16 protein-coding genes are annotated in these 17,760 nt (G+C 67.9%); 10 read left to right on the forward strand and 6 right to left on the reverse strand.

What is annotated here, in order from left to right; genetic code table 11:
* Positions 1-16: 16 nt before the first annotated feature.
* The 3 genes from C8N44_RS03685 to C8N44_RS03695 form a co-directional block, all read right to left on the reverse strand.
* Positions 17-988: a PP2C family protein-serine/threonine phosphatase gene (locus C8N44_RS03685; RefSeq protein ID WP_107974815.1), complete on the reverse strand. Its 972-nt coding sequence runs from the start codon at positions 986-988 to the stop codon at positions 17-19.
* Positions 988-1,530 (reverse strand): FHA domain-containing protein, encoded by a 543-nt coding sequence (locus C8N44_RS03690; RefSeq protein ID WP_158273996.1) that lies wholly within the window; start codon positions 1,528-1,530, stop codon positions 988-990. The genes C8N44_RS03685 and C8N44_RS03690 overlap by 1 nt, the downstream gene beginning before the upstream one ends.
* A 174-nt stretch (positions 1,531-1,704) precedes the next feature.
* A complete protein-coding gene (locus tag C8N44_RS03695) occupies positions 1,705-2,121 on the reverse strand; it encodes a DUF1810 domain-containing protein (RefSeq protein WP_107974817.1) in 417 nt (138 codons plus the stop codon).
* A 134-nt stretch (positions 2,122-2,255) separates the two neighbouring features.
* Between C8N44_RS03695 and C8N44_RS03700 the strand changes: the two genes are divergently transcribed.
* Positions 2,256-3,281, forward strand: coding sequence for an Atu2307/SP_0267 family LLM class monooxygenase (locus tag C8N44_RS03700; RefSeq protein ID WP_107974818.1), 1,026 nt, complete (start codon positions 2,256-2,258; stop codon positions 3,279-3,281).
* A 230-nt stretch (positions 3,282-3,511) separates the two neighbouring features.
* Here C8N44_RS03700 and C8N44_RS03705 read toward each other — a convergent pair whose 3' ends face one another.
* Positions 3,512-4,735: an argininosuccinate synthase gene (locus tag C8N44_RS03705; protein ID WP_107974819.1), complete on the reverse strand. Its 1,224-nt coding sequence runs from the start codon at positions 4,733-4,735 to the stop codon at positions 3,512-3,514.
* A gap of 122 nt (positions 4,736-4,857) precedes the next feature.
* On the opposite strand from C8N44_RS03705, the gene C8N44_RS03710 reads away from it, so the two are divergent.
* Entirely contained in the window at positions 4,858-5,613 is a 756-nt protein-coding gene (locus C8N44_RS03710) for a hypothetical protein (RefSeq protein ID WP_107974820.1), read from the forward strand.
* 36 nt (positions 5,614-5,649) lie between these two features.
* Positions 5,650-6,876 (forward strand): threonine ammonia-lyase IlvA, encoded by a 1,227-nt coding sequence (gene ilvA / locus C8N44_RS03715; protein ID WP_107974821.1) that lies wholly within the window; start codon positions 5,650-5,652, stop codon positions 6,874-6,876.
* Between the two features lie 12 nt (positions 6,877-6,888).
* Here ilvA and C8N44_RS03720 read toward each other — a convergent pair whose 3' ends face one another.
* Positions 6,889-7,224: an Hpt domain-containing protein gene (locus tag C8N44_RS03720; protein WP_107974822.1), complete on the reverse strand. Its 336-nt coding sequence runs from the start codon at positions 7,222-7,224 to the stop codon at positions 6,889-6,891.
* A 197-nt stretch (positions 7,225-7,421) separates the two neighbouring features.
* Between C8N44_RS03720 and C8N44_RS03725 the strand changes: the two genes are divergently transcribed.
* Positions 7,422-8,684, forward strand: a complete 1,263-nt coding sequence (locus C8N44_RS03725; RefSeq protein WP_107974823.1) for a PP2C family protein-serine/threonine phosphatase — start codon at positions 7,422-7,424, stop codon at positions 8,682-8,684.
* Positions 8,685-8,687: 3 nt separating this feature from the next.
* Here C8N44_RS03725 and C8N44_RS03730 read toward each other — a convergent pair whose 3' ends face one another.
* A complete protein-coding gene (locus C8N44_RS03730; RefSeq protein WP_107974824.1) occupies positions 8,688-9,125 on the reverse strand; it encodes an NUDIX hydrolase in 438 nt (145 codons plus the stop codon).
* A gap of 71 nt (positions 9,126-9,196) precedes the next feature.
* Between C8N44_RS03730 and hslO the strand changes: the two genes are divergently transcribed.
* The 6 genes from hslO to C8N44_RS03760 all read left to right on the forward strand — a co-directional run bounded on the left by hslO (position 9,197) and on the right by C8N44_RS03760 (position 17,649).
* Positions 9,197-10,177, forward strand: a complete 981-nt coding sequence (gene hslO / locus C8N44_RS03735; RefSeq protein ID WP_107974825.1) for an Hsp33 family molecular chaperone HslO — start codon at positions 9,197-9,199, stop codon at positions 10,175-10,177.
* Positions 10,174-10,797: a CoA pyrophosphatase gene (locus tag C8N44_RS03740; protein WP_373282683.1), complete on the forward strand. Its 624-nt coding sequence runs from the start codon at positions 10,174-10,176 to the stop codon at positions 10,795-10,797. Before hslO ends, C8N44_RS03740 begins: the two co-directional genes overlap by 4 nt.
* Positions 10,794-11,951: a CCA tRNA nucleotidyltransferase gene (locus C8N44_RS03745; protein WP_107974826.1), complete on the forward strand. Its 1,158-nt coding sequence runs from the start codon at positions 10,794-10,796 to the stop codon at positions 11,949-11,951. The genes C8N44_RS03740 and C8N44_RS03745 overlap by 4 nt, the downstream gene beginning before the upstream one ends.
* A 162-nt stretch (positions 11,952-12,113) precedes the next feature.
* Complete coding sequence (locus tag C8N44_RS03750; RefSeq protein WP_107974827.1) at positions 12,114-13,952, forward strand: ABC transporter ATP-binding protein; 1,839 nt, start codon at positions 12,114-12,116, stop codon at positions 13,950-13,952.
* The gene (locus C8N44_RS03755) at positions 13,949-15,820 is read left to right on the forward strand and encodes an ABC transporter ATP-binding protein (protein WP_107974828.1); all 1,872 of its coding nucleotides are present in this window, start codon (positions 13,949-13,951) and stop codon (positions 15,818-15,820) included. The genes C8N44_RS03750 and C8N44_RS03755 overlap by 4 nt, the downstream gene beginning before the upstream one ends.
* Positions 15,817-17,649 (forward strand): ABC transporter ATP-binding protein, encoded by a 1,833-nt coding sequence (locus C8N44_RS03760; RefSeq protein WP_107974829.1) that lies wholly within the window; start codon positions 15,817-15,819, stop codon positions 17,647-17,649. The genes C8N44_RS03755 and C8N44_RS03760 overlap by 4 nt, the downstream gene beginning before the upstream one ends.
* Positions 17,650-17,760: the final 111 nt, after the last annotated feature.

Genomic DNA, 17,760 nt, shown 5'->3' on the forward strand with positions numbered 1-17,760 from the left:
GAATCCCCGTGCCCGGCTATTCCCAGAATTTGATCCGGCGCGAGATCGACCGAAGCCGGGAGGGGCTCGTAGGCTCGGCGGCAGTCCCGATCGGTTCCGCCTCGGGAGTTTGCTGCGTGATCTCGCCGATCTCGGGCCGTGGCCGCGTCATGCTGCCGGTGATCGCCCCTGGCATCCCGGTCCCGCAGGGTCGCAGCACACAAATCGAGACGTTGTCCTGATGCGGATCGTCCAGCATCTGCAGCGCCTCGAGCAGCGCATTGCAGATCCGGGCGCTGGACGCGTTCAACGCCATCTCGGCCAAGATACACTCGATCCGCGACGCATCGAGAAACTGCAACCCGTCGCTCGCCACGATCAATACGTCGTCCGGGCGCAGGTCGAAGCCCTCCGCGCTCAGGTCGATGCGGGCCACTTCCGTGCCCGACAGCACCGAGGTCAGCGCGTTGCGGTCCGGGTGATTGCGCCCGGCTTCGGCCGACAGTTCACCCTGCTGGACCATCCGGTCGATCACCGGCGCCATCGAATGGTCCTCGTTCAGCAACCTAAGCCGTCCCTCGCGCCAGAGGTAAAGCGGGCTGTCCCCCACCGATGTCCAGTAGAGCCGGGCGTCGCAGAGGATCGCGGTGATCAGCGTCGTGCCCATGCGCGCGGTCCCCGAAGCACCTCCGGCCTCGTCGGCCAGCGCGCGGTTCGCACGGCGCACCGCCGCCCTCAGGTGGGCCGCGATATTGGTCTCGAAGTCCTCACCCTCGTGGATCGCCTGGCCAAGGCTGCGTGACACGGTCTGGACCGCCAGCCCCGAGGCCACGTCACCGGCGGCATGCCCGCCCATGCCATCTGCCAGAACCACGTAGCCGCGCGCACCGTCCTCGACGAAATCCTGCAGCAACGAGTCTTCCTGATAGGGGCGGGCCCCCTGCCAAAGAACACTGGCAACATCGAAACACATCTTGTGCGCCCCCATGGCGCTGCCGTCGCTTTGCATCAGTCGAGTTCGGCCCAGTCGAAGTCCGGTCCGCAGAAGGCGACGAAGCGCAGATGCGTCTCGCCGATCTCCAGCATGTCGCCGTGGTTGAGCTGCTGCGGCGTCATGACGGCGGTCTCGTTGAGACGGACAAGATTCCGCTGCCCGGCGTGGTTGAAGAAGAAGCTCCGCTCACGCGGCTCGTAGACAAGGATGGCATGCGCCTCGCGCGAGATGGCGCCATCGCCGAAATCGAGGCAGATCGCCCGTTCGGGATCGCGGCCGATGTCGTTCAGCCCCTCGTGGATCTCGACCGCCTTTCCCTGGCCGGGGCCTTTCATCACCACAAGCCAACCCGTGACGGGCAGGTCGGGGGCATCCGCCATGGGGGTGTCGTCGGTGGCGCCGGCCTCGGCTGCGGCCTTGGCGGCCTCCTCGCCAAGGCGTGTGCCGATGATGCGCGTCTTCGGCGGGGCCGTCGCGGCGGGCTGCGCCGTGCCGCGGGACGCACCGCCCGTCCGGGAAATCAGTCGGGTATTCTTATCGCCGCGGTCATTCGGCATATCACTCTCCATTATCTCATCGAAAAGATTGATTTGGTAAAAATTGGTAACGGAAGGATTGCCCGTTAACGTTGGGTCAGGCAACAAAAAGCGCGCGGGGCCCATCTTTTCTTGAGACGCACATGCACTCTGGCACAGCACCTGAAGACGCGCATCACCGTCTCAGGCAGAGGCTCAGCGCTCCAGCCGGGCCCGCGTCACGGGGCAGCGTTCGCCGCCGTAGAAGGTGGAAATCACCTGCGAAAACACTGGATCGGCGCCGGGCGCGGCCTCGAAAAGCGTCATGCAGGATCGCACCTTGAGCGCGTCGACAGGCCCCAGGATCTCTTCGGCGCTGCTGTCGGAGTGTTTCAGCAGCGTGCGCGACGCCGTCACAAGACGCGCCCCCAGCACGGGGTGCGCAAGGTACTCCTCCGCCTCGCCCGCACCCGAAAGCCCGAAATGCCGTGCCCGCGGCGACCGGCCCAGCTCCTCGAGCTGGGGGAAGATCCACCAGATCCAGTGTGTGAGCTTCTGCCCGGTCTCCAGCTCGCGCAGGGCCACCGGCCAGCTTTCGTCCTGTGCGTCGAGAAATTCCTGAATCGTCGCCATGATGCCATCGTATCAGCCGGGGGCGTCGGACTGAACCCGGCGTGGCGGCAACACGCACGGTCCGTGTGCGTCTGCGCGCCTGTTGAAACGACCGCCGAGGGCCTACCTGTGGAGCGAACCAACGGAGGCAGATCATGGAACTGGGGCTTTACACATTCGGCGACATCGGCACGGACCCCGCCACCGGAACGATGGTCGATGCCCACCAGCGCCTGAACAACCTCATGGAAGAAATCGAGATCGCCGATCAGGTCGGGCTCGACATCTTCGGGCTGGGCGAACACCACCGCCCGAACTACGCCATCACCTCGCCGCCGGTCACCCTGGCGGGCGCGGCGCGCACCACCAAGAACATCCGCCTCAGCTCTGCGGTTTCGGTGCTCAGCTCCGACGACCCGATCCGCGTCTTCCAGCAGTATTCCACGCTGGACAACCTCACCAACGGGCGGGCCGAGCTCATGGTGGGCCGGGGATCGTTCATCGAGAGCTTCCCGCTGTTCGGATACCAGCTCGACGACTACAACGAGCTCTTCGACGAAAAGCTCGCCATGCTCATGCAGATCAACGAGCGTGAGGCGCTGGAGTGGCCGGGCACCAAGTTCACCCCCAAGGTCGACGGGCTGGGCGTCTACCCGCGCCCCGTGCAGGGAAAGCTTCCGCTCTGGGTCGCCGTGGGCGGCACGCCGCAAAGCGCCGTTCGCGCGGGCATGAACGGGCTGCCCATGGCCATCGCCGTCATCGGGGGCCGCCCGCGCCAGTTCGCGCCGCTGGCCGACCTTTACCGCCGTGCCGCCGCGCACGAAGGCAACGAGGACAAGGCCCGCATTTCGCTCAACGTGCACGGCTTCGTGGGCGAGGACAGCCAGAAGGCAGCCGACCTCTTCTTCCCGGCGCAGAAGGCCGTCATGGACCAGATCGGCCGCGAACGCGGCTGGCCGCCGCAAAGTCGCGCGCAATACGACGCCTCGATCTCGCCCGAGGGGGCCATGTTCGTGGGTAGCCCCGCGCAGCTCGTGGACAAGATCCTGAGCCTGAAAGAGGACATCGGCTTCGACCGCGTGACCATCCAGATGGCCATCGGGATCATCGAGCACCGTGAAATGCTCAAAGCCATCGAGGTGCTGGGCACACAGGTCGCGCCGGAACTGCGCAAGGCTTGAACGCGGACCGCCCGGGACAAGGGCCGCAGGCCCGCCGGGCGAGCGCCGGACCGTCCCCGCGGTCTGGCGCTTTTGTCATTGCAGGGCTGGGATCAGGGGTCGTTCGGGTTTGGCGGGCATAAAGTGCTGACCTCAGAGGTTGCAGCGCCATACCACGGTCCGGCGCGCGCCCGGCTCGTCTGAGGATCCGGGCCCTCCGTACTGAAACTCAGCCGAAGGGCCCTGCCGTCTTACTTCGTCCGACGCTGCCGCGCCGCCAGCAGCCGCAGCCGCAGCGCGTTCAGCTGGATGAAGCCCGCCGCGTCCTTCTGGTCGTAGGCACCGGCGTCGTCCTCGAAGGTCACGTGCGCCTCGGAATACAGGCTCTGGTCCGACCAGCGCCCGATCGTCCGCGCCGAGCCCTTGTAGAGCTTCAGCCGCACGGTGCCGCTCACGCGTTCCTGGCTCTTGTCGATCAGCGCCTGCAGCATCTCGCGCTCGGGCGAGAACCAGAAGCCGTTGTAGATCAGCTCCGCGTAGCGCGGCATGATCGAATCCTTCAGGTGCCCCGCGCCGCTGTCGAGCGTGATCTGCTCGATCCCGCGGTGCGCCTCGAGCAGCACGGTGCCGCCGGGCGTCTCGTAGATGCCGCGCGACTTCATCCCGACGAAGCGGTTCTCGACGAAGTCGAGCCGCCCGATGCCGTGACGCCCGCCCAGCTCGTTGAGGTTGGTCAGCACCGCGGCGGGCGACATCTCGTGACCGTTGATGGCCACGGCATCACCCTTCTCGAAGGTGATTTCCACGTATTCCGGCGTGTCGGGCGCATCCTCGGGCGCGACCGTGCGCTGGTAGACGTAATCCGGCGCGTCCTCGGCGGGATCTTCCAGCACCTTGCCCTCGGACGAGGTGTGCAGAAGGTTCGCGTCCACGCTGAAGGGCGCCTCGCCGCGCTTGTCCTTGGCGATCGGGATCTGGTTCTTCTCGGCAAAGTCCAGAAGCGCCGTGCGCGAGGACAGGTCCCATTCACGCCAGGGCGCGATCACCTGGATATCGGGGTCGAGCGCCGCGGCGCTCAACTCGAAGCGCACTTGGTCGTTGCCCTTGCCGGTCGCGCCGTGCGCCACGGCATCTGCGCCGGTCTCGTGCGCGATCTCCACCAGCCGCTTGGAGATCAGCGGCCGCGCGATCGAGGTGCCCAGCAGGTAGAGCCCCTCGTAGATCGCGTTGGCGCGGAACATCGGGAAGACGAAGTCGCGCACGAATTCCTCGCGCACATCCTCGATGTAGATGTTCTCGGGGGCGATCCCCAGCATCTGCGCCTTCTCGCGCGCGGGCTCCAGCTCCTCGCCCTGGCCGAGGTCGGCGGTGAACGTGACCACCTCGCAACCGTACTCGGTTTGCAGCCATTTCAGGATGATCGACGTATCGAGACCGCCGGAATACGCGAGGACGACTTTCTTGGGCGCGGACATGTGGGCTCCTTCACATTCTCGCGCGGCGGAGTAGCCGCTTTTCGCCGTCCCCGCAAGCTGGCCCCGTTGACGCCGTGGTCGCGACCCGACATGGCTGTGTCCGGCCAGAAGGGGAGACGGCGATGAAGGGATGGCAGATCTTCGTGCACTCGGTGCGCCTGATCGTGAACAACCTCGGCGACGCGCTGCGCGTGTCGGCGCTGCTCTACCTCGTCCAGGTGGCCCACCAGATCTACGCCTTCGCCTACCTGCCGGCCCGTCCGACGGGCGGGGAGGGGCTTTCGCCCGAAGAGATCGGCGCGTCCGGGCAGGGCGGCATGGCGCTGTTGCTGTTCCTCGCCTTCATCGTCTCCAGCCTCTGGATCGCCGTGGGCTGGCACCGCTTCGTGCTGGAAGAGGAATACCCCCGCGGGTGGATTCCGCAGTGGCACGGCGGCGCGATGCTCTCCTACCTCTGGCGCTCGATCCTCGTGTTCCTCGCCGTGGGCGCGCTCATGTTCGTGGCGCTCTTCGTGATCGCGATGGTGGCGCTCGTCTCGCCTGCGCTGATTGCGGTCTTCGGGCTCGGCATCGTGGGCCTCGGATCCTACCTCTTCTTCCGGCTGGGCGTGACGCTGCCTGCGACGGCGGTGGGCCACAAGCTGTCGCTGCGCGAAAGCTGGAAGGCCACCCGCGATCGCGACGGCGCCATCGTGATCCTTGCCTTCATCACCATCGCCGCCACGGCCCTGATCCAGCTTCCGAACTTCGCGGGCGAGCCGCGCAGCCTGCTGACGCTGGTCTACACGCTGGTGACCGGCTGGATCGCCACCATGGTCGGCATCTCGGTCCTGACCACGCTCTACGGCCATTACGTGCAGGGCCGCCCCATCGACTGACTTGCGCGAAGCCCGTCCTTGCGGCAAGGCAATCCCATGAGTGATTTCGCCGATAAGGCCCGTGCCGCCGAAGCCGCGCTGCGCGATGTCTTCCCGCCCACGCCGCTGCAGCGCAACGCCTACCTGTCCGAGAAGACGGGCGCCGACGTGTGGCTCAAGCGCGAGGACCTCGCCCCCGTGCGCAGCTACAAGCTGCGCGGCGCCTTCAACGCCATGCGCAAGCGCCCCGAGGCCGAGCTGATCGTGGCCGCCAGCGCCGGCAACCACGCGCAGGGCGTGGCCTACATGTGCGCCCAGTTCGGCAAGAGGGGCGTGATCTTCATGCCCGTCACCACGCCCCAGCAGAAGATCCAGAAGACCCGCGCCTTCGGCGGCGACGCGATCGAGATCCGGCTGACCGGCGACTATTTCGACGACTGCCTTCACGCCGCGCAAAGCTACTGTGCGGAAGAGGGCGGCGTCTTCCTGTCGCCCTTCGACAATCCCGACGTGATCGAGGGGCAGGCCTCTGTCGCGGTCGAGATCGAGGCCCAGCTTGGCGGCGCGCCCGATCACATGGTGATTCCCGTGGGCGGGGGCGGTCTGGCCTCGGGCTGTCTCGGCTACTTCGGCACCGCCTGCCAGTATTCGCTGGTGGAACCCGCCGGGGGCGCGAGCCTGCGCGCCGCGCTCGCTGCCGGTCACCCGGTCACGCTGCCCAAGGTCGACACCTTCGCCGACGGCGCCGCCGTGGCCCGCATCGGTGCCGCGCCCTTCGAAATCCTCAAGGACGTGGGCCTGGCCAGCACGCTCACCGTGGACGAGGATCGACTCTGCATCACCATGCTCGACCTGCTCAACGTCGAGGGCATCGTGCTCGAACCCGCGGGCGCGCTCTCCATCGACGCGCTGGGCGACTTGGGCCAGGTGATCCGCGGCAAGCGCGTGGTCTGCGTGACCTCAGGTGGCAATTTCGACTTCGAGCGCCTGCCAGAGGTCAAGGAACGCGCGCAGCGCTACGCCGGGCTGAAAAAGTACTTCATCCTGCGTCTTCCGCAGCGGCCCGGCGCGCTCAAGACCTTCCTCGAGCTGCTCGGCCCCGACGACGACATCGCCCGGTTCGAGTATCTCAAGAAGTCCGCGCGCAACTTCGGCTCGGTCCTCATCGGGATCGAAACAAGCGATCCCAACAACTTCGAGCGCTTCTTCGCGCGTCTCGACGCCAACGGCTACCTCTACGAGGACATCACTCGCAACGAGGTCCTGTCGCAGTTCCTGGTCTGAGCGGCGCGGCTGTCAGGCGGCAAATCGGCGGGGCAGGGTTTCCAGAAACTCGTCCCGCGAGCGTTCAAAGCTGTCTCGCACCTGAGCGGCCGTGACCGCAAAGGGATCGCCCGCCGCGGCGCGTTCCTCGCCCTCGCGGCATATCGCGACCAGGTCCGCAAAGCCGAGGTTCAGCGCCGCCCCCTTCAGAAAGTGCATCTGTTCCTCCACCGCCTTCGGATGCGGTGGCGTGCGATGCAGTTCCTCGATCGCCGCGGAGACCTCCGTGACGAAGAGATCCACGATCTCACCAAAATCCTCCGGCCCGATTTCCTCGCGCAGCTCCGCTACCCGGTCCCAGACGATCATCTCAGCACCTCCGCGACGGCCAGTTTGCCACTCCGCGGGTGAACGAATTCTTATGACGGTCGCAAATTCGTCTCGAATTCCCGCCTTCAGCCACGGTTAAGCCTACCTGCCTATTTCTGCGGCAAGGCGGGCGGCCGATGCGCCCGCAAGGCCCCACAATTCAGGGACGGACACCACGGGTGCAGTCACAAGGCTCGATGCAGTTTCCGCCGGTCGGCGGCACCGACGCCCTCCGGCGGGTGCTTGTCGTCGACGATTCCCGGCTGCAGCTCCGGATCCTTGCCGGGATGCTGCGCCGTCGCGGATTCGAGGTAATGGAAGCCACCTCCGGCGCGGCCGCGCTCGACCTCTGCGCCACGGCGCCCCCCGACCTGGTGCTTTCCGACTGGATGATGCCGGGGCTCGACGGCTTGGAACTCTGCCGCCGCTTCCGCGAGCTTCCCCACGAACGCTACGGCTATTTCATCCTTCTCACCTCGAAAAGCGACAAGTCCGCCGTCACCGAAGGGCTTGATGCAGGGGCCGACGATTTCCTGACCAAGCCGGTGGACGGTGACGAGCTCCTTGCACGGATCAACGCCGGCGCCCGCGTCCTGCAGATGCAGCGCGAACTGGCGGAAAAGAACCGCATCGTGACCGAGACCCTGGCCGAACTTCAACGCGCCCACGACGCGATCGAACGGGACCTGCGGCAGGCCCGCGTGATCCAGCAGGCGCTGGTGCCCGAACGGGTGCGCGACTTCGGCAACTCCCGGGTCAGCCTGCTGCTCCAGCCCTGCGGCCACGTGGGCGGCGATCTCGTCGGCATGTTCGGCAGTGGCGAAAGCGGGCTGGCGCTCTACTGCATCGATGTCTCGGGCCACGGCATCACCTCGGCCATGGTGACCGCCCGCGTCGCGGGCTATCTGTCGCCGAAATTTCCCGACCAGAATCTCGGGATCGAGAGAACGATCTCTTTCGGCCCCGCAATGCGCCCGCCCCAAGACACCGCGCGCATGCTCAATGCCCGCCTCGCCGGCGATCCGGGGGTCGAGGACTACCTGACCATGGCCTATATCGCGGGCGACCTTGCGACGGGAGAGATGACGCTCGTGCAGGCGGGCCACCCGCCGCCGATGCTGCTGCGCGCCGACGGCATGCTGCAGTTCTTGGGCAACGGCGGGTTGCCCATCGGCCTTGTCCCCGACGCCACCTACGACCCCGTGCCCTTCAAGCTCGGTCCGGGCGACCGGCTGCTGCTCTATTCCGACGGCTTTACCGAAACCGTCATGCGCGACGGCGAGATGCTGGGCGAGGCGGGGCTCGCCGGCCTCTTCCGTGCCGCGGCGGCACAGGCCCAGGGCCCGGAGCTTCTGGACGATCTCTTCTGGCGGCTCAGCTCTGGCATGGCGCCGGGCGGGCCGCTTCGCGACGATGTCTCCGCCGCACTTCTTGAATATGGCGAACCGCTTGCCTGCTAGATGTCAAAGACAGAACCGCGCCACGAAATCCCGGTCGCCCGCGTTGCCAAGCGCATCCGCCGCAAGCTGCGGCGTCATCCAGAGCGCCATGTGGTCGGGCTCGGAGGGCGGACCGTAGGCGCGTACCGGTCGCGCCATGTAGATGATGCAGAGCTTTTCGGCCCAGAGATCGTACTCGGGCATGTAGGTGAACCGCCGGAAGGCCCCCAGCCGCTGCGGGGCGGCTATGCGCCAGCCGGTCTCTTCCAGAACCTCGCGGTGCAGCGCCGCCAGCGGCTGTTCTCCGGGATCGATTCCCCCGCCGGGAAGCTGGAATTCCGACAGCGGCGTGGCCTGGTGAGTCACCAGCAACTGCCCCTCGCGCGGCAGGATGGCGTAGACGCCCCGCCGCAGCGTATAGTGGCGTCCCGGCTCGGGCGCCTCTCCATGGCGTCGGATCATCCCCTTTTTCCCCCTGCCATTCGCGCTTATATGGCGCCGATATGCCAACTCCCGTCCCGCAAGGAAACCCCATGACCCTCAGCGAGAAGATCGCCTGGGACGATAGCGTCCTTCCATTTCAGCTCGACCGCTCGGACATGCGCGGCCGCGTGGCGCGGCTCGACGGCGTCCTGTCGGGCGTCCTGAACCAGCACGATTACCCCGATCCGGTCGAGGCGCTCGTCGCCGAGATGACCCTCCTGACCGCGCTGATCGGCCAGACCGTCAAGCTGCGCTGGAAGCTGTCCCTGCAGGTGCAGACCGACGGCCCCGTGCGCATGATCGCGACCGACTACTACGGCCCCTCCGAAGAGGGCGAGCCCGCCAAGATCCGTGCCTACGCCAGCTTCGACCGTGACCGCGTGACCGATGCCCCGGGCTTCGATCAGCTCGGCAAGGGCTACTTCGCCATCATGATCGACCAGGGCCAGGGCACCACGCCCTACCAGGGCATCACGCCCATCGCGGGCACCTCGCTCGCCGATTGCGCCGAAAGCTACTTTGCCCAGTCCGAACAGCTGCCCACGCGCTTCGCGCTCTCCTTCGGCAAGTCGACCGAAAAGGGCGTGGCCGAACACTGGCGCGCCGGCGGCATCATGCTGCAGCACATGCCCAAGGCCTCGCCCTTCGTGAATGCCGAGGGCGGTTCGGGCCAGGACGGCCTGCTCACCTCCGAGGATCTCGTCGAGGGCGAGGACGACGAGCACTGGCGCCGCGCGACCTTCCACCTCGCCACGGTGGAACAGATGGAACTCATCGGCCCCAGCGTGCCGCCGACGGACCTGCTCGTGCGGCTCTTCCACGAGGAACAGCCCCGCGTCTACGACAGCCAGCCGGTGCGTTTCGGCTGCACCTGCTCCGAGGACCGGGTGCGCAAGTCGCTCTCGATCTACTCGGCCAAGGACATCGAGAAGATGACCACCGACGAGGGCATCGTGACCGCCGACTGCCAGTTCTGCGGCGCGCATTACGAGCTCGACCCCGAAACCGTCGGGTTCGAGGCCAAGAAGTGAGCGCGCCCGCGGCCGGCCCCCGGTGCGATGACCAGATCGCGGCGCTGCGCCGCGCGCTGGCCGCGGAACGTGCGCCTTCTTCCGATTTCGACCTGAACCCCAAGGTCGAGCTTCCGCCGGGCCGCAAGCTGCGCCCGGCGGGGGTGCTCGCGGCCTTCCTGCCGTCCGATGACGGGCTGCGGCTGATCCTGACCAAGCGGTCCTCCCGCCTGAAACATCACCCCGGCCAGATCGCCTTCCCGGGTGGCAAGCAGGAAGAAACCGACGCCGACCCCACCGCCGCCGCCCTGCGCGAGGCGCAGGAGGAAGTCGGCCTCGACCCCGCCTCGGTGGAAATACTCGGCACGCTGCCCACCCATGAAACCGTCACCAGCTTCCTGATGACTCCGGTGGTGGGCCTCGTCACCGGCCGCTTCGATCCCATAGCCGAACCCGGCGAGGTCGAAGAGGTCTTCACCGTGCCCTTCGACCACGTCACCGACCCGGCGCGCTTCTCGGTCCAGTGGCGGCGCTGGCGCGGGCAGCGCAGGCACTACTACACCGCTCCCTACGGCCCCTATTACATCTGGGGCGCCACCGCCCGCATCCTGCGGGGGCTTGCCGACCGGATGGCCCCATGACCCGCGTTTCGGGCGACTGGCTGACAAGGGACAGCACGCAGGCCGTCATGGCCATGCTGACCGAGGCGGGCCACGCGGCCCACGCCGTTGGTGGCTGCGTCCGCAACGCCCTTCTGGGCGCACCCGTCACCGACGTGGACATCGCCACCGATGCCCGCCCCGAACGCGTGACCGAACTCGCCCAGGCCGCGGGCCTGAAACCCGTACCCACCGGCATCGACCACGGCACCGTCACCGTGGTTGCCGCGGGCGAGGGGTTCGAGGTCACCACCTACCGCGCCGACGTGGAAACCGACGGCCGCCGCGCCGTGGTCCGCTTTTCCACCGACATGGTCGAGGATGCGCGCCGTCGCGACTTCACCATGAACGCCCTTTACGCCGCGCCCGATGGCTCCGTCACCGATCCGCTCGGCGGTCTGCCCGACCTCCACGCCCGCCGCGTCCGCTTCATCGAGGACGCCACCCGCCGCATCCGCGAGGACTACCTCCGCATCCTGCGCTTCTTCCGCTTCTCCGCCTGGTACGGCGATCCGGACAACGGCTGGGACGCCGAGGCGCTCGCCGCCATCGCCGAGAACCTCGCCGGCATCGCGACGCTCTCGCGCGAACGAGTCGGGCAGGAGGTGCTCAAGCTCATGGCCGCGCCTGATCCCGCCCCCGCCCTCGCCGTCATGGCGCAGACCGGCGCGCTCGCCGCGACTTTGCCCGGCGCGGTTCCCGACCCGCTCGGCCCGCTGGTGGCCATCGAGGCGCAGCTTGGCCTTTCCCCGGACGGCCTGCGCCGCCTCGCCGTCACGGGGTTCGAGGATGCAAAGGCCCTGCGGCTTTCCAAGGCGCAGGCGAAACGGCTCGACCGTTTGCGCGACCTCACGGGCAGCCCGCAGGACCTGCCCGAAATCGCCTGGCGCCACGGCCCGGCCACCGCCCGCGACACCGCCGCCCTGCGCGCGGCCAGCCTTGGTCAGTGGCCCGACCCCGATACCGAGGCTCGCATCGCACGAGGCGCGCAGGCGAAGTTCCCCGTCACCGCCCGTGATCTCATGCCCGATTACGAGGGCGCCGCGCTGGGCAGACGCCTGCAGGAGCTGGAGGCCGACTGGATCGCCTCCGGCATGACGCGCACCCGCGCGCAGCTTCTCGCCGCCAAGGGGTGACTTGCTCGCGCGGCTCGGCTAAGACCGGGGCAGCTCATCGGAGGACGCTGCATGGATCGTGACAGGACAGTTTTCAGCCCCGCCTGAAATCGCCTGCACGCGCGCGGGCATTTCCGCGGCCCGCCCTCCCCAGCCAGCTCCATCCGTTAAGGCGCCTCCGCCATGTTCCGTTACTTCGAAAATCTCGTCGATCCCTATGCCCCTTATGCGCAGACGGATCGCCCCCCGCAGAAACTGCTGCCCTTCCTCATGGGCTTCGCGCGACCCTTCCGCGGCGTCTTCATCGCCGCCACGCTGCTCTCCATCGTCGTGGCCGCGGTCGAGGTCGGGCTGATCGGCGTCATGGGCTGGGTGGTCGACACCCTCTCCGGGGATCCCGCGCAGGTCTGGGCCGATCACTGGCCCGCGCTCGTGGGGCTCGCCGTCTTCGTGCTGCTCATCCGCCCGGTGATCCAGGCGCTCGACGTGCTGCTGCTCAACAACGCCATCATGCCGAACTTCGGCACGATCATCCGCTGGCGGGCGCACAGCCACGTCATGCGCCAGTCCGTCGGCTGGTTCGAGAACGACTTTGCAGGGCGCATCGCCAACCGCATCATGCAGACGCCCCCCGCCGCGGGCGAGGCCGTCTTCCAGGTCTTCGACGCGATCACCTTCTCGCTCGCCTACCTCGTCGGCGCGCTCTTCCTGCTGGGCGACGCCGATCCGCGCCTGATGCTGCCGCTGGTGCTCTGGCTCGGGCTCTACGCGCTGCTCATGCGCTGGACGATCCTGCGCGTCGGCCCGGCCTCCAAGGCCGCCTCCGATGCCCGGTCCGAGGTCACGGGCCGCGTCGTCGATGCCTACACGAACGTGCACGCGGTCAAGATGTTCGCCCACCACGACCGCGAACTCGACTACGCGAAGGAATCGATCGAGGACGCCCGCCGCACCTTCGCCGCCGAGATGCGGATCTTCACCATCATGGACGTGGCGCTGGTGACGCTGAACGGCGTGCTCATCGTCGGCGTGGTCGGTTGGGCCATCGCGCTCTGGATGCAGGGCGCGGCCTCGGCCGGTGTCGTGGCCGCCGCCACCGCGCTCACCCTGCGGCTCAACGCCATGACCGGCTGGATCATGTGGGCGCTGACCTCCTTCTTCCGCCAGCTCGGCGTCGTGGCCGAGGGTATGGAGACCATCGCCCAGCCCGTCACGCTCGTGGATCACCCCGGCGCGAAACCGCTCGAACTCACCAAGGGCCGGATCGAGATCCAGAACCTCTCGCACCACTACGGGCGCGGGGCAGGCGGGCTCGACCGCATCGACCTGACGATCGAGCCGGGCGAAAAGGTGGGCCTCGTGGGTCGCTCCGGCGCGGGAAAGTCGACGCTCGTGAAGCTGCTCCTGCGCTTCTACGACGTGGAAAGTGGCCGCATCCTCATCGACGGGCAGGACATCGGCCACGTCACGCAGGACAGCCTGCGCGGCAATATCGGCATGGTCCAGCAGGACAGCGCGCTCCTGCACCGCTCGGTGCGCGACAACATCCTCTACGGCCGCCCAGATGCCTCCGAGACCGAGATGATCGAGGCCGCGAAGAAGGCGCAGGCCCACGACTTCATCCTCGATCTCGCCGATCCCAAGGGCAACACCGGCTACGACGCGCAGGTGGGCGAGCGGGGCATCAAGCTCTCGGGCGGCCAGCGCCAGCGGATCACGCTCGCCCGCGCCATCCTAAAGGATGCGCCCATTCTCCTGCTGGACGAGGCCACCAGCGCCCTCGATTCCGAGGTCGAGGCCGCCATCCAGGACACGCTCTACGGCATGATGGAGGGCAAGACGGTCATCGCCATCGCGCACCGCCTGTCCACCATCGCCCAGATGGACCGCATCCTCGTCATGGACGAGGGTCGCATCGTGGAACAGGGCAGCCATGACGGGCTTCTCTCCGAGGGCGGGCTATATGCCTCCCTCTGGGCCCGTCAGTCGGGTGGGTTTATCGGTAAGGACGCGGCGGAATGATCCCCAGCTTTTTCAGTGAGTTCATCAGGAAGGCGGGCGACCAGATCGACCCGGAACAACCCGCCGAGGGCCCGCCGCCGACCACCCTGCGCCCCTTCATGATGTGGTGCCTCAAGGGCGGCTGGTTCATCATCTGGCTCGGCGTGGCGATTTCCGTCACCGCCGGCGTGACCGAGGTGCTCTCGATGTATCTCCTCGGCCGCGTCGTCGACGCGGTCGACGCCACCCTGACCGAGGGCATCCCGCTCGTCTCGCACCTGTGGCTTTTCGTCGGCGGCGTGTTCCTGCTGCTGGTCGCCCGCCCGCTGCTCTTCGGCGGGCTGGCGCTGACCCAATCGGTCATGATCGGCCCCAACATCTTCAAGCTGGTGCTCGCGCGGCTCTACCGCTGGACCATCGGCCAGTCGGTCAGCTTCTTCGACAACGACTTCGCCGGGCGCGTCGCCCAGAAAAAGGTGCAGGCCGCCCGGTCGCTCATGGAAATCGTGGTCGAATCCGTCAACGCCATCACCTTCGGCCTCTCCACCGTCATCGGCACCGCCTTCCTTCTGGGCGGGGTCAGCCTCTGGCTTGTCGTCCTTCTGGTGGCGTGGTTCGCGCTCTACCTCGGCTTCCTGCGGGTGATGCTGCCGCTCATCCGCAGCCGCTCCGCCGCCCGGGCCGAGGCGCAGGCCATGGTCACCGGCCAGGTCGTCGACACCATCAGCAACATCAAGACGGTCAAGCTCTTCGCGGGCTCCCGGCACGAGGATGAACGCGCCCTCGGCGCCATGTCCGAACTGCGCGACAAGGCGCTGGTCTTCGGTGAGGCGACCACTGTCTTCCGGCTCGGCCTCATCTTCATCGCGGGCCTGCTGCCCGTCGTCATGGTCGCCGCCGCCATCGCCCTGCGCGGCGCGGGCGTGTCGCCCGGCGACATCGCCGCCACCGGGGCGGTGACCATCCGGCTCGCGCAGATGACCGGCTGGATCAGCTTCACGCTCATGGTCATCTACGGCCACCTGGGCGAGGTCGAGGACGGGATGCGCACCATCGCGCCCGCCCGCCGCATCGACGACGCCCCCGGCGCGCAGGACCTCATGGTGCCCAACGGAGAAATCGCCTTCGACGACATCACCTTCGCCTACGGCGGCGAGGGTGGCGGGGTCGAGGGGATCGACCTGACCATCCGCCCGGGCGAAAAGCTCGCCATCGTGGGTGAAAGCGGCGCGGGCAAGTCCACCATGGTCGCCCTGCTCATGCGGCTCTACGACACCGAACAGGGCGTCCTGCGGATCGACGGACAGGATATCTCCGGGGTGACGCAGGACAGCCTGCGCGCCCAGATCGGCATGGTCACGCAGGAAACGGCCATGTTCAATCGCTCCGCGCTCGACAACATCCGCTACGGCCGCCCTGATGCCACCCCGGAGGAAGTCGAGGCCGCCGCCCGCAAGGCCGAGGCGCACGATTTCATCCTGAACCTGCGCGACGCCCGGGGCCGCCAGGGCTATGAGGCGCACTTGGGCGAACGGGGCGTGAAGCTTTCGGGCGGCCAGCGTCAGCGCATCGCGCTCGCCCGGGCCATCCTCAAGGACGCGCCGATCCTGGTGCTGGACGAGGCCACGAGCGCGCTCGATTCCGAGGTCGAGGCCGCGATCCAGACCGCGCTCGACCGCGTGATGGAAGGCAAGACCGTGCTGGCCATCGCGCACCGGCTGTCCACGATCTCGAGCATGGACCGGATCATCGTCATGCATGGCGGGCACATCGTCGAGGAAGGCAACCACGACGAGCTGCTCGAGAAACGCGGCCTCTATGCCCGCTACTGGGACCGCCAGTCCGGCGGCTTCCTCGGCGCGGACGAGGGCTCGGAGGCCGCCGAGTGATCCGGCGCCTCGCGCGGCTGATCGACCCCTTCGCGGAGGCCTCCGGCCCGCCGCCCCGCAGGCCGTGGCCCTTCATGCGCTGGGCGCTCGCGGGCGCATGGCCCGCGATCTGGCTCACGGTGCTGGTGACCGGCCTCACCGGCCTGTCGGAACTCGTGACCGCCCGCTTCACCGGCTGGGTGATCGACGCGGCCTCGGGCGCGGCGGGGCAGGGCGACTTCTGGGGCAGCTTCTGGCCGGTCATCCTTTTCGGTCTGGGCTTCTTCCTGCTGCTGCGCCCGGTGCTTTTCGTCTTCGACGCCGCCGTCTCGGGCGTCATGCTGGGGCCGAACCTCTTTCCGCTGGTGCTGGCCCGACTGAACCGCCACGTGCTCGGCCACTCGATGCGCTTCTTCGAGAACGACTTTGCCGGACGCATCAGCCAGAAGGCGCTCCAGACCGCCCGATCGCTCACCGACCTCGTGCTCGAGGTGACCGACGTGGTGGTCTTCTCGCTCGCCATGTTCGTGGGCTCCTTCGTCCTCATGGCGATGATCGACGCGCGGCTGTTGCTCGTCTTCGCGGTCTGGGCGGTGCTCTACGCCGCGGCGCTGTGGTACTTCATCCCGCGCGTGCAGACCCGTTCGGCCAGCCGCGCCGGGGCGCGCACGCAGGTCAGCGGCCAGATCGTCGACGCCTATTCCAACATCGCCACGGTCAAGCTCTTCGCCCGCGACGGCGACGAGGACCGTGCCACGCTTTCCGCGCTCGACACCTTCCGCGACCGATCGCTCGACTTCGGCACGCTTTCGGCCGTCTTCCGCATGGTGCTCATGGCGCTTGGCGGCATCCTGCCCGTGGTCTCGATCCTCGGCGCGCTCTTCCTCTGGACCCGCGGTGCGGCCACCCCGGGCGAGATCGCGACAACCGCCATGATCACCACGCGCCTGTCGATGCTGACCAACCGGCTGGGCCGGGCGTCGCTGTCGATGTTCACCCACGTGGGCGAGATCCAGGACGGTATCGACACGCTGACCCCCGCGCACGAGATCACCGACGCCGACCGGCCCCGCGACGTCCGCGGCGCAAAGGGCGCGATCCGCTTCGAGGACGTGTCCTTCGGCTACGGCACCGACAGCCACGCACTGACGCACTTCGACCTCGCGATTTCGCCCGGCGAGAAGGTGGCGCTTGTCGGCGGCTCGGGCGCGGGCAAAAGCACCGCCGTCTCGCTGCTCCTGCGGCTGCACGACGTCGAGGGCGGGCGCATCACGCTCGACGGCACCGACATCCGCGAAATCGCCCAGACCTCGCTGCGCGACCAGGTCGCCGTGGTCCGGCAGGACACCAACATGTTCAACCGCTCGGCGCTCGACAACATCCGCTACGGCCGCCCCGAGGCCACGCTGGACGAGGTGCAGGACGCCGCGCGCCGCGCCTCGGCGCACGAATTCATCCTCGGGCTGCGCGACAATTCCGGGCGCACCGGCTACGACGCGCGGCTGGGTGAACGCGGCGTGAAGCTGTCCGGCGGCCAACGCCAGCGCATCGCGCTCGCCCGCGCGATCCTCAAGGACGCGCCGGTGCTGGTGCTGGACGAGGCCACCAGCGCGCTCGATTCGGAGGTCGAGGCCGAGATCCAGCAGGCGCTCGAGGCCGTGATGCAGGGCAAGACCGTGCTCGCCATCGCGCACCGGCTCTCGACCATCTCGGCCATGGACCGGATCGTGGTGCTGGACGCGGGCTCCATCGTGGAGCAGGGCGCCCACGACGAGTTGCTGGTCCGCCGCGGCCTTTATGCCCGCTACTGGGCGCGGCAGTCGGGCGGTTTCCTCAACGCGGCCGAGTGATTCGATGGGGCGCGCGTGCCGCGCGCGCAGGTTGCCTCGCATGCGCTCGGGCCGTGGGTTGCGGGCGGTGCACCCTTGCGCATTGCGTTAAGCCCGTGTTTGGCGGTGCTT

This window comes from Allosediminivita pacifica (genome assembly GCF_003054175.1).
GTDB lineage: Bacteria > Pseudomonadota > Alphaproteobacteria > Rhodobacterales > Rhodobacteraceae > Allosediminivita > Allosediminivita pacifica.